The 12,312-nt window shown below is 35.6% G+C and carries 17 protein-coding genes; all 17 read left to right on the top strand.

The window, feature by feature from the left end; genetic code table 11:
• Positions 1-75 precede the first annotated feature (75 nt).
• The 17 genes from Q0975_RS00500 to Q0975_RS00580 all read left to right on the top strand — a co-directional run bounded on the left by Q0975_RS00500 (position 76) and on the right by Q0975_RS00580 (position 12,312).
• Positions 76-222 (top strand): hypothetical protein, encoded by a 147-nt coding sequence (locus Q0975_RS00500; RefSeq protein WP_299431517.1) that lies wholly within the window; start codon positions 76-78, stop codon positions 220-222.
• A gap of 31 nt (positions 223-253) precedes the next feature.
• Positions 254-478, top strand: a complete 225-nt coding sequence (locus Q0975_RS00505) for a hypothetical protein (RefSeq protein ID WP_299431520.1) — start codon at positions 254-256, stop codon at positions 476-478.
• A complete protein-coding gene (locus Q0975_RS00510) occupies positions 478-3,375 on the top strand; it encodes a primase-helicase family protein (protein ID WP_299431523.1) in 2,898 nt (965 codons plus the stop codon). The genes Q0975_RS00505 and Q0975_RS00510 overlap by 1 nt, the downstream gene beginning before the upstream one ends.
• A gap of 142 nt (positions 3,376-3,517) precedes the next feature.
• On the top strand, positions 3,518-3,793 hold the full coding sequence (locus tag Q0975_RS00515) for a hypothetical protein (RefSeq protein WP_299431526.1): 276 nt from the start codon (positions 3,518-3,520) through the stop codon (positions 3,791-3,793).
• Between the two features lie 34 nt (positions 3,794-3,827).
• Positions 3,828-4,082 carry a hypothetical protein gene (locus Q0975_RS00520; RefSeq protein ID WP_299431529.1) on the top strand — a complete coding sequence of 85 codons (255 nt, stop codon included), beginning with the start codon at positions 3,828-3,830 and terminating at the stop codon, positions 4,080-4,082.
• Positions 4,083-4,202: 120 nt separating this feature from the next.
• A complete protein-coding gene (locus Q0975_RS00525) occupies positions 4,203-4,439 on the top strand; it encodes a hypothetical protein (RefSeq protein WP_299431532.1) in 237 nt (78 codons plus the stop codon).
• Between the two features lie 32 nt (positions 4,440-4,471).
• The gene (locus tag Q0975_RS00530; RefSeq protein ID WP_299431534.1) at positions 4,472-5,488 is read left to right on the top strand and encodes a DNA cytosine methyltransferase; all 1,017 of its coding nucleotides are present in this window, start codon (positions 4,472-4,474) and stop codon (positions 5,486-5,488) included.
• Positions 5,488-5,817: a hypothetical protein gene (locus Q0975_RS00535; protein ID WP_299431537.1), complete on the top strand. Its 330-nt coding sequence runs from the start codon at positions 5,488-5,490 to the stop codon at positions 5,815-5,817. The genes Q0975_RS00530 and Q0975_RS00535 overlap by 1 nt, the downstream gene beginning before the upstream one ends.
• Before the next feature lie 207 nt (positions 5,818-6,024).
• Positions 6,025-7,740, top strand: a complete 1,716-nt coding sequence (locus Q0975_RS00540; RefSeq protein ID WP_299431540.1) for a transglutaminase-like domain-containing protein — start codon at positions 6,025-6,027, stop codon at positions 7,738-7,740.
• A 6-nt stretch (positions 7,741-7,746) separates the two neighbouring features.
• Positions 7,747-8,625: a hypothetical protein gene (locus tag Q0975_RS00545; RefSeq protein ID WP_299431543.1), complete on the top strand. Its 879-nt coding sequence runs from the start codon at positions 7,747-7,749 to the stop codon at positions 8,623-8,625.
• A 69-nt stretch (positions 8,626-8,694) separates the two neighbouring features.
• Positions 8,695-9,144, top strand: a complete 450-nt coding sequence (locus Q0975_RS00550; protein WP_299431546.1) for a hypothetical protein — start codon at positions 8,695-8,697, stop codon at positions 9,142-9,144.
• 64 nt (positions 9,145-9,208) lie between these two features.
• On the top strand, positions 9,209-9,805 hold the full coding sequence (locus Q0975_RS00555) for a hypothetical protein (protein WP_299431549.1): 597 nt from the start codon (positions 9,209-9,211) through the stop codon (positions 9,803-9,805).
• An 87-nt stretch (positions 9,806-9,892) separates the two neighbouring features.
• Positions 9,893-10,282 (top strand): hypothetical protein, encoded by a 390-nt coding sequence (locus tag Q0975_RS00560; RefSeq protein ID WP_299431552.1) that lies wholly within the window; start codon positions 9,893-9,895, stop codon positions 10,280-10,282.
• Complete coding sequence (locus Q0975_RS00565; RefSeq protein WP_299431555.1) at positions 10,276-10,575, top strand: hypothetical protein; 300 nt, start codon at positions 10,276-10,278, stop codon at positions 10,573-10,575. The genes Q0975_RS00560 and Q0975_RS00565 overlap by 7 nt, the downstream gene beginning before the upstream one ends.
• A gap of 2 nt (positions 10,576-10,577) precedes the next feature.
• Positions 10,578-11,375, top strand: coding sequence for a hypothetical protein (locus tag Q0975_RS00570; protein WP_299431558.1), 798 nt, complete (start codon positions 10,578-10,580; stop codon positions 11,373-11,375).
• Positions 11,356-11,541 carry a hypothetical protein gene (locus Q0975_RS00575; protein ID WP_299431561.1) on the top strand — a complete coding sequence of 62 codons (186 nt, stop codon included), beginning with the start codon at positions 11,356-11,358 and terminating at the stop codon, positions 11,539-11,541. Before Q0975_RS00570 ends, Q0975_RS00575 begins: the two co-directional genes overlap by 20 nt.
• Complete coding sequence (locus Q0975_RS00580; RefSeq protein WP_299431564.1) at positions 11,542-12,312, top strand: hypothetical protein; 771 nt, start codon at positions 11,542-11,544, stop codon at positions 12,310-12,312. It abuts the gene before it with no gap.

Here is a 12,312-nt window from a genome sequence, read left to right on the forward strand (position 1 = left end):
CCTTTATCGGTTGGTTAATCGCAATGTCCTACTACTTCGCATCCTTCGAAAATCTAAACTACTAAATCCAATCTTATGAAAATCAAAAAATACAATAAATGGTTTGTAATACTTAAAAATGGATTTGTGGATTACACGCAGGAGGAAGAATATGCTTCAATTTTTCAATTGGAACAAGCAGTGTTATTAAATGAAAAGATCAAGGGAGAATTGATCAATTAAAATACGGTTAACTACTAACAAATTTTACAATATGTCAAAGATAGATCAACTTCAAAAAAAAATATCCTTCTATAAATCCAGATTAGAAAGGTTGCAGAAAACAACAACAGAAAACTTAGGAAATCACTTGGTTGGTGAATATATGTCTTTAAAAAATTATTTAACCAATAAGTTAGAGATCCACCAATCAGAACTTAGTGAAATATATACTCAGGAATCAAAAGCTATTACAGTTAACGCAGTTGAGACAGTTTAATGAGCGACTTTAAATTTGATAAATCCAATATACTAGAAAAAACAAACGGTGGTCTCCAGGTGATCCTTCGTCTTTTTCCTAATGCTGAAAAAAATGGGCGGTTTGTTCATTTTAAACTCAGAGAAGAAGACACTGCTAGTGCTATGATCAAAAAAATGCCTGATAACAATTACATCGTCACTGATTTTGGTGGTGATGGTAAGGGCAAAAACTGTTTTGATTTGGTTATGGAAAAAGAAGGATTATCGTTTGCAGATGCTTGTAAATGGATTTCTTCGGAGTTTAGTATTGACGGTTCAACCGTTCAGTTTAATAAGCCAGAAATCGAATTTAAAGCTGCTCTAAAAAATCAGAATGAAAAAGATCACTTCTTTGAGTATCATAGCGAAATAAGCGACGAACACTTATCGGTTTTAGGACCATTGGTTACTAATAAAGTTTGTGATAAATACAATCTAAAAAGCTGTAGTAAGCTGACCAAAGTATACTATGTAACCAATAAAGTTACTAAGAAAAAAGAACTTACACAGATCATCATTAGGAGTACAGAAAAGTATCCCATTTTTGTCATTGATGAAGGTTCATGGCAAAAGATCTATGAGCCACTTAACATAGATAAAAGCAGACGGTTTAGTTATGCCGGAGAAAAACCGAAAGATTATTTGTTTGGTAAAGACAATCTAGAACTAGAATTTCAAGGGTTTTTAATGTCTTATGATGGTGATGATGACGAGCCTAAATTTCCTCATGTATTTATAGGTGCTGGAGATAGAGATTCTCTAAATATTTCTTCCTTAGGATACCCCGTTGTTTGGCAGAATTCAGAAACTGCGATACTCTCCTATGCTGATTACAAGTTCTTAAGAGAAAGGGCTCATAAAGTTCTTTACATTGGTGATATCGATGAGACTGGAATTAGTGAAACTATTAAAATAGCCCTGAGGTACATTGATATACATATCATCTGGTTACCAGATTACATAAAAAATAAAGTCCATAGAAATAAACCAGGAAAAGATTTTACCGACTGGATTAATTTAACTCATAAAAAGGATAGTCCGAAAAAAATAGAATATGCTTTTAGAGGTCTTATAACCGATGCGTTACCGTCGAGGTTTTGGGATGAAGTACGATCTGCAACTGGTGAGTTAAAAAAATACACCTTTAATAACGAAGCTTGTTATAGATTCTTGACTTACAATGGATATTTTCGTTTCGAAGAAAATACTGCAAAAGAGGATTTTAGTTTTATCCATCTTAAAGATGGTATTGTAAAGCGTGTAAAATACCACCACTTAAACAACTTTCCCGCTAACTATATCAAGGAAAAGAAAAAGCCAATACCATTAGTAAATTTCATTCATAGAAGCGCTCAGTTAAGCGAGAAATCACTGGCGAAACTACCTCAAAAAGAAATCAACTTTAAGGATAGTGGTTATGATCATCAATTGATGTTTTTTAAGAACAAAACGTGGAAAATTACCAAAGATGAAATTAAAGAGTATAACTATGGGCAGCTAGATGCATACGTTTGGGAAGATAAGATCATACAACATGATGTTAAAGTTCATAAATCAAAAGCTTTCGAAGTAATTCAATTGGGATTTAAATCTGATGGAAAAACTCCTATATATGATATCAATATCCTTAAAACCGATAATCACTTTCTAAACTACATGATTAACACCAGTCGTGTACACTGGCGTGTATGTGGTGATAAGCCTTTTAAGTTTAGAATCAAATCTATATCGGAAACAGATCCGGTAAAAAGAAAAGAGCTAATAAGAGAGATAAAAGCAGAACAAAAAGCGTATCAGCAAGCCAACCGTTTTAATATCGAAGAAGAAGGACTGAGCCAAGACGAGATAAAAGAACAAAAGGATCACCTTATAAATAAGCTCTTTGCTTTCGGTTATTTGCTTCATAAGCAAAAGGTAGATGATAAGGGTTGGATGGTGTTTGCAATGGATAATCGGATTAGTGAAATTGCTGATAGTAATGGTGGGTCCGGTAAGTCCTTAATGTTCGAAAAAGCAATCAGAAAATTACTGATTAATAATAAGTATATAGCCGGTCGTGATCGTGAAGCCTTAAAAAACCAATTCATGTATGAAGGAATCACTCCGGATACAGATTATGTTTTGGTTGATGATGCAGATTCACATTTCCCTATTACCAAGTTCTTCTCTGAGGTAACCGGTGACTTTAATGTAAATGCTAAACACAAAGGGATGTTTACCATTCCTTTTGAAGAATCTCCAAAATTCGCTATCACCTCAAATTTTGGGTTATTCAAGCCAGATAGTAGTACAGAACGTAGGATTTTATATTGTGTGTTCTCTGATTACTACCATTACAAAAGTGATTTAGATGAAAATGAACATAAAGTTACTGACGATATCGGCAAACTCTTATTCTCTCAGTTTGATAGTGATGAATGGAACGATTTCTTTAATCTGAGTGCGGAAGCTGTACAATTTCATTTAGGTACCAAAGACAGAATTAATCCACCACTTGGCAATGTAGAAAAGCGTAACAGTCTACAGACTATGGGTGACGGGTTTAAGGATTGGGCAGACTTTTATTTTGAACATAAACTAGACAATCAACTAGTTAAAAATATCGCTTACAATGATTTTGAAACCAGAACTAAATTAAAAGGTTGGAGTTCCCAAAGATTTAAAAAATCAGTGAAAGAGTGGTGTAAATTCCACGGTTACGAAGTAAATCCTGAAGAAGTACTTAATAGTCAAGGGATGAATAAACACAACCATAACGGATCTTCTACAGAATTCATTTATATAAAATCCAGTCCAACAGCAAAAATTAATGAAAGAAATACTGGAGATGAAGATAATACTGATGCTAATGGTTTAGTAGAAGGTATAGATTATTAACACAAAAAATTATGAAAAAAGACAGAATTCAAACATCATATGAGCGAGGTTATAAATCCGGTCGGATAATGGGAATTGTGATTGGTATTTTAATTACTTCTGCTCTGTTCGTTTTATTAATTTTTCTAACTAACTGGTTGTTATGAAAGGTAGAGAGCAATCTAAATTTATGAGTTTATGTCTATCCGAAGGAATAGTTATTTATCCTATTGTATATGCTAGAAAACGATATAAAATCGTCATTGAAACAAGAGGTATACCTAAAGAAGGAAAAGAAATCTATCCACAAGATCCTGAGGTTGATAAAAAAACCAAAGAGAGAAAACCAAGTGTCTATGAAAAGATACACGAGTTATATGAGGAAATAGCACAGAATATAAAAAGAAAAATCAATAATAAAAATCAAGCATTAATATGAATACTTGCCACGCTAATAAGAAAGGAGGAATTGCATGTTAACTAATAGAAAAAAGGCACTACCATGGTTTCCAACTAAGAGTGAAGTTCATAGGATATTTGTTAAAATAAACCGAAGGAATCTAGTTGATGAAATACAGGCTGTAATGACCAAACATAGAAATAAGCCAGTAGAAGATGTGAAAAATGAACGAATACTATTTCATCCTGAATTTATAGCAATTGTGAAGCTGTTTGGTATTCCGGAAGGATATTATGCTTCAGAAGGTTTTTTTGATGAAGTTGGATAACTGTAATCATCGTAACACAGTAAAGGTAGTTTTAGAACACATCGTTACTGTAGAAATTACACAACAATATTGTTGTGATTGTAAGAAATATATAGGAGAACCAAAAACAGATTGTTAAGCATGGCAGCATTAAAAAGTAACGACCCATTAAGGGCAGAAATCAATAAACACTTTGTAATAAGGGTACTAGATAACCATACAGGAAATCGCACGCTTAGAGGTGCAGGACAGTACGGTAAGCTTTTAGGAGATGAAAATCTTAAAACAAAGCATTTTAAGAAGGTTTTAGAAGGTGTCGAGGATAAGTACACCTTTAAGTTACGAAGAGGGCTTACGATTAAATTTGTAGCAAAATAACTTTTATATATCTGATAATCAATAGTTTAAATGTGGATTGTACCAAAGAATATTTTAAAGAAGAACAGCGAATATTATCTTTTTGCTATGGATACGGAGGTCTCGAAAGAGGAATTCAACAAGTTATGCCAATTAAAACAATCGCTTACTTGGAGATCGAAGCTTTTCAAATCTTCAACTTGGTATCAGCGATGGAAGCGGGCTTGGTGGATAAGGCACCTGTTTGGACGGATATTAAAACCTTCGACCCAAAACCTTTTCATAACAAAGTTCACGGAATCATTGGAGGATATCCGTGTCAAGGAGAAAGCACAGCCGGAAAAAGAAAACTTTGGAAAGATCCAAGATTCCTTTGGCCTTATATTGAACAATCTGTCAGTACAATTAAACCTTTTTGGTGTTTCTTCGAAAATGTCTCAGGACACTTATCGGGATCTTTCCCCTACGTTTTGGAAAGCTTACGAAACTTGGGCTATAAGGTTGAAGCAGGATTGTTTACAGCGTCAGAAGTTGGCGCGACACATAAAAGAAAAAGATTATTCATCCTCGCATTGGATAACTCCTACATCAATAAGTTGCAAAAGAGTAGAAAAGCCCGATTGGAAATGGATGGGAACGTATTACAAAACCAAAGACGGCAAAAAAATTCAATCAGATTTGGAGAAACAAGTAAAGAATTGGGCGACACCAGTATCAGCGATGGACGGTTTATACGAAGATCACAATCCAGAAAAGAGAAATTCAATGAGTCTTGCAACAATGGTAAAACATTGGCCAACACCAACAACATCAGAAACGGAAAAGGCGGTGAAATCAACAAAACAAATTTCATTAACAGTATTGTCGAAAAATGGCCTTCTAGACCAGGACAAAAACAAAATCATTGGGAAGAACCAAGAACAATTAAACCCGGCTTGGGTAGCACAGTTAATGGGTACGACTTTAGAACAGAGCTTTTACGCCAGTATGGCAATGGAGTAGTGCATCAAACCGCTACAAAAGCGTTTGATGATTTACTAAATAAACATATTAAAAATATTAGTCAATAATGAAATACGAAGTCCAATCAAGAACACTACAAAGTCGAAAACATACATTTGATTACGATGCATGTAAGAAAAAGTACACTGAATATGCGGTTATGGATTTAGACGAATTCAAAGCCTGTTTAAAGAAGAAAAAAAAGTTAGGGGAAATAGGTCACTTATGCAGCTTTATTTTATGGGTGAAGAACAAAGAACAAGATGAGTATAGAGATACTTTAGGTGATTGTGGATTGATCCATTTACTCTTTCACTGTGCCGAAAACGATCACAATGTAGAATTACATGCAGAATACATTCATTTACTTTTTAAGGAAGATATAAAGCTAAGCTAGTATGAGTACAAAAATCAAAGAAATAACAGATTACAATCTATCGTCATAATTCTCTTGAATATCCCTGATTTAATCGTTGGGGATATTCTTTTATTTCCCATAAAATTCCAGAAGTACCCATAAGTCACCACAAGTAACCGGATCTATTTAACCGAGCAATTAACTTCCTTTAATTAGTACCCAACAAAGTTATAAAAGGGTGGATTTTTGGATAATATAGTTGATTATAGTGTTTTGTATAGACCGTTAAAGTCCGGCAGGGATTATGATGGCTTATTACCAAAAACGTTTTGCAAGGCTACGCGTTTAAGCTCTGGGAATACCGAAACTACGGTAAAACATATGAGGTCATGGGTTGAAACATACTACAGACAGACCGTAAAGCTTTCCACCAAACTTAAAGGGCGTACTCTTGCACAAACGATTTCTTCGATATACGGTTTTTTATACCATCATATTCAGTATAAAGCCGATGCAACCGATCAGTTATTACGTTCCCCTGCTTGTGCTTGGGTACAAAGAAAAGAAGGGATTGACTGTAAGAGTTATTCCATTTTTGCCAGTTGCATCCTTACAAACCTTAGCATTCCGCACTACATCAGAAAGGTAAAGCAACCTAATCACTTTCCACAAGAATACACACACGTATACATCATTGTACCTATTAACGGTAAGGATCTTACCGAAGGGTACTATGTCATTGATGCCACTAAGCACGAAAACACAGAAGTAGAATTTATTAAATCAAAAGATGTATTTATGTCAGGATTACCACATATCGGGCTTAACGGAGTAGCGGTTAACGGTTCGGTTAAAAACCCGCTACAACTATCAAAATTAGCCTTTGAAGGTTTGGAAAACTACCTATTCCTATTAAGTGAAGTAAATGTTCCTAGAGGTATCATTAATGGGATTCGTAGTGAAGTAAAAAAGTATATAAACCTTGGGGTCAATCCGGCTTTTAAGATTTATAGAAAAGGTGTAATTATCAATAGGAAGCGGTTTCTATTCGAAAATAATACGGGTTTAAATCGCCCAGGATCCAGTTTGAAATCTGCTAAATCTGTAATTGCTCAGTTGAGTGGTAATGCTTCAGGATTAGGAAATCCAGACACGGCAACTTCAGATCCGAATCAAAATGGAGATCAAGAACTGGAAGAGGTAACCGCACAGATATTAGATTCTAATTGGTTTGGTGACACCTTTGGTGCCATATTCGCCAATGGTTTTAATTTCTCCTGTTGGGGATCTTCGTATAGTCCATCAAAGGCTAAAAAGAATGTCGAAGTAGATATGCCTTTTATAGTTGCTTATAGTGGACTTGAAAAAGCAATTACCGCATTTAACTTAGCAAAGTTCTTAAACCTCGCCCGAGGATATCAGGCTGATGCGATTGGAGGACAAAATTCACGATTTGCCAAGTGTACCAGACAAGGACACAGTATTCGACAACAGGCTATTGAAGCGGTTATAGAAAATGTAATGGACTCGATTAAGTCCTTATATACGTTAAAATCATTTGGTAAAGTTGAAGGAAATGTTCAGATACCAAATGGCTTACCAGGATATGCTGCCGGAAGATCCTATCAATGGGGAACTCAACATGGTACAGAGCGCTACGAATACACTTCTTATAGTTTAAAAAAGAAAGAAAATACTTCTGGAGGTGATGGTGTGATTATCACGGATTCAGGTGGTGGTGGCGGTTCAACCGACAACGGAGGAAGCGGTTCAGGTGGAGGTAATAATCCTGATATTTTGAACCCTGTTAATCCAACAGATCCTTCAAATCCAACAAATCCAAATACTCCTACATCAGGAGGGATGAGTACCACTGCAAAAGTAGGTATTGGTATTGGTGCTACAGCAATTGTCGGATTGCTATTTAAAAAACAAATCATATCGGCATTTACAAAAAAATAGAATATTATGGGATGGTTTAGCTTCAAAAAAGGCTGGTGGAAAACAGCAATTAAACGAGTAGTACAAGTTGTAGCTACCGCTATTAGTCCGCCTATAGGCATAGTGATTAGTATAGCGTTAGAAACTTTATTTTCTGATCAACAGAAATCATTTAGCAATGAAAATCCTATTGTAGAGAAAACTGTGACCAAATGGATTGATATGGTTTTTCAACCCTATATGGCAAAACTTTCTCAGAATTTAAATATAGGAGAAACGGTAGGTGAGTTAACAAATACTAGTAGGGTACAACGGCTGAATAAAGCGTTACAAGAACTGGCAACTTTGAAAGTGTATTTGGATTTAGAAGTGTCGAAAAGTTTTGGAGATGCTCAGCTAATAAATAAACACAAATCAGATACGGTTGACTTTTTTATTCAAAATATATCTGATGGTTATGTAAAGGCTGTTGAAGCAGCGGTTGAGAAAGAACAGGGAAATGATGTAACTATCAATTTCGCAACCAAAAGAGTCGAATTTGAAGCATCTAAAGTAATGACTCTTGGAAGTATTATTCCGCTTAGATGGTATAATCAAACTGTTTTAGCAAAATACACGGCTTTTACTACTGATTTCACCAGTGATCCAGTTGATATAATCATCACCAAACCTATTGATGATCCAATTGATGTACCACCACCGCCACCACCAATAGAAGATGATATTATAATCACGGATGGATCAGGATCTGGAAGTGGCGATAATACGGATACATCAGGATCAGACCTACCTGTTATAGATAATGGAACGGTTAACCCAACGGTTAAAGGTTTTGAAATTCCTTGGAAATCTATTGCAATAGGTGCAGTATCCTATGTTGTTGTAAAAACACTCTCAAAAAAGTAAGGATAATCGATGCTTTCGGTACGCACCGCAGAAGCACATTATTATATGTTAATCTAAAAATTTAAACAAATGTTTGACAAATTAAATTCAAAATCGGCAACCAATACACTTCCTCATCTTTTTGGGGGAACTGCTGGAGTTGCGGCGTCAGGTGCTTTAACAGCAGTTGTACCGGAAAAACAAAAAAAGTTAGTTCAAATAGCTAAGCTAGTTGGAGCGACTGTCGTATTAATGGCTTCTCAGGGAGGATCTAAAACCATTAAACCTACTTCCTTCTTCTTAGGAGGTGTGGCGATTGAATCTACAATTTCACTTGCTAAAGATTTCTTAGGTAGTAAGATCAATACAGGCGATACTGCAACCACTGCTGATAAAGCATTTGCAGGAGCTTTAGGACTTGGTTGTCCTGATGGTAGATGTGGCTCGCAATCCACTTACAGAGCACTAAGGATGCCGTCTTTCGACACTACTTTTCGTTTAGAAGAAAGTGTTGCATCGGCACCTAAATCCTACCGTTAACCCAAGACAAACAAAGGAAGTATTTAAAAACAAATTGAAATAATTTATAAAAAGTAAAAAACAAATGGAAAATTATACAGAAATCGACCAAGCCTATACGTTTCTTAAGTCACAAGAAGGAGTATTAAGTAGCGGATTAAGACGTGATATAGCCGAAGGTGGTATCAGAGTTTTACATCACGTAGCCTATGTAAGAAAAGAAATTACTGCGGGAGCCGGAACAATTGATTTGATTACCAATACTACCGATAAGGTTGATGGTTTATCAACTTTTAATGGTGTTAAATTAAATAGCGGAGAAGCGGTTGTTTTCAACGCAATTGCTGTTGGATACAAACAGAATGCCACTAAAGTTTCTCCTGCTTCTTTAGGATATAGTTCGACTGAAATTCCTGCCTTAAGAAATGCAATTTTAATGGTGTCACAAGGGAATAGAAAACTAGTGGAATTACCATTATTGGATCTTATTAGAGCCGATAGAGATATGGTGAAACCAGAGGATAGATATTACAATCTTAACGACTGGTATGTATTGGCAGACGATCAGCCAATTACATTACAATTGAAATTCCCAGAAGGAGTTGCATTGCCTGTAGGAGCAAACATTTTTGATTACCTGGAAGTATTATTCAAAGGGTATACTACTATTAGAAACGTATAGTCTAGACGTTCTAGCCATTAATTATTTATTCTCATTTATAAAGAGCCTTGTTTATAGGCAAGGCTCTTTTTATCAAAAAATACAATTATGAATCAGGATTTTGATGGATACTCACAGCCAAAATACAAATTCAAGACGGAGACCTTGGATATCACGCTTCCAGCCAACCAGCAACAAGTATCGGAAAAGATCAAGTTAGAAGAAGCTGTTGAGATTAAAGCTGTTGCTGTTGTCAAGGGAAATGTAGATAAGATTCTAAATTTAGGATTTTATGAACACGGTCAAGTGATTAACGATCCTATGGATGTGTCTTTATGGGGACGTTTAGCAATCGGAAATCATCCGATAGATGGATTTTTTCCATTAAACAGTAAAGGTAATAAGGATATTGAAGCGCGGTTAATCGCTCCAGAAGCATTTGCTGCGGAAGTGAAGATTCAAATCGTGTTTTTCATTAAACAATTGGCAGCATGTTAAAAGTATTTCAGGATGCCATTTGGCGCATATTAGGATATGCAACGACAGTGTCCTCGGATACTTTGTATAAAACAGATAACAATTTTTCGTTAGACGGAATGATTGCACCTCGTTTTCATAATGAAGGAGATACTAATGTGATTATCCATAATGTCACAGTGAAACCAGGTGAAATGTTTAACTGTTCTGCTACTACCATCCCAATGGAAGGTAAAATTCCTGTAATTATTCAACCAGGAAACAATCCAAAGCTAGTATGTATATACAACGAGCTTGTTAAAAAACAATGTTAAGAATGGAGCCAGAAATCAAACGCGTCATACAACGCTTAGAAAGAGAAAACCTGATTATAGAGATCAAGGATCTTATCACCGGTACTTCCATTATAAGTAATAAGCAGCGTATTAGTGGAAGTATCATGATCGAGCAAAGCGGTAGTATTGATAACTGGTTGCTAGAAAATGTTAAGGATAAGGGATATGAAAAAATCCAAATCCAATTATTTTCTCCTAGAGGTAATACTGCGGTAAGAGAAGGATTAGCCGTTAATATGGGTTTTGGTGAGAAACCAGCACCAAAAGAAAACCGTACGGTTGAACCGACACAAGTAGCATCGATGACACAGGGATTAAACGCTCCAGGAATGTCATTTCCAGAACAACTGAGTTTGCACGTCGATCGTCATGATTTACAAAGGTTAAAATCAGAATTGCAATTGGAGAAAGAAAAAACAGAACGTCTTTCCAAGGAAAAGGAACTACTGGAAGAAGACAAGCGCCAATTGGAGAAAAGCAATGATAATAAAAAGTTTTGGGGAGACTTGGTAAAAGAAGTTAGTCCTGCATTAAAGGGATTCGCTTCTATGGCACAATCTCAAGGATTAAATGCTCCACAACAACCTACGATACCAGAAGGTGCTAAAGGAGAATTGATACAGATTATTTTAGGTGCTGAAGGGATCTCTCAGGAGCAAGTGAATGCAGTGTATTATGTGCTAGAAGGTTTTAGTGAAAATAATACAGAATTCGCACAGGAATTACAACAACTATTAATAAAACACAAAATTACACCAGATGGCAACAGTAACGGTTAAAGGTGCTACTCCCATATCAGAAAATCAAAGAAGCAAAGCACTACAGTATATGTCAGATAATTTGAATGACGATGAACTTGGTAAACTATTTCTATTGGCAAAGTCACCTGAAGCACGAAAAGCTTTAGTGCAACAATGGTCAATGATCACATCATTTTTAATGTAGATGAATAAAAAGAAAAAAAATAAAGGATTAGGAAATCCGGCTGCTTTGGTAGCTGCTAATGCATTAGCGCCATCAGTAGCGAAAGCAACGGATAGGAGTGTTGATTTTTTTAGCAAAAATGCTAAACCAATCGCGCTTACAGCTGGCACTTTGGCGTTGATTTATTTTGGTCCAAAATGGTATCGAAATTGGCGCGCAAAAAAGTATGCGAATGATAATATCGGTAACCCGAATTTAATTGCTGCCGGAATTATTTACAATTCCTTTAGTCGTTTTGAACCCAAAGGATTCCTATCTCTTATTCTTCCTTCATTTGATATTTCTACAGATGAAGATGCGCTTTTTAAAATTGCATCTGATCCGAAGATTAATATTAAAACGGTAGCCGAAGCATATAAAATCCTATTTCAAAGAAATCTAGGGTTTGATGTACAAAACGGTTTAGATACTCAAGAGCTGAACACATTTTATTCGATACTTCAATCAGGAATTTCCAATGACCTGGAAACCTTGTATCCTATTGGATCTACCTTGTATGTAGCAAAAAAGGAAGGAATCATAGTAAATAAAGCTAGTAACCAAACGGGTACCTGGTTAGGAACGAACGAATTATTTAAACAGGCGCTTTTTAATGAAGAATTAGGAGACGTCATTGCTCACGGAAATTTTGAAGGAGAAAATTACTACATCATAGAAGACTGCAACATTTTTGGTTTCAATTGCGAACAAGGTGTGGTATTACAAAATCAAATCAGAAACGAAAAATTATAG

This window comes from uncultured Aquimarina sp. (assembly GCF_947500065.1).
Classification (GTDB): domain Bacteria; phylum Bacteroidota; class Bacteroidia; order Flavobacteriales; family Flavobacteriaceae; genus Aquimarina.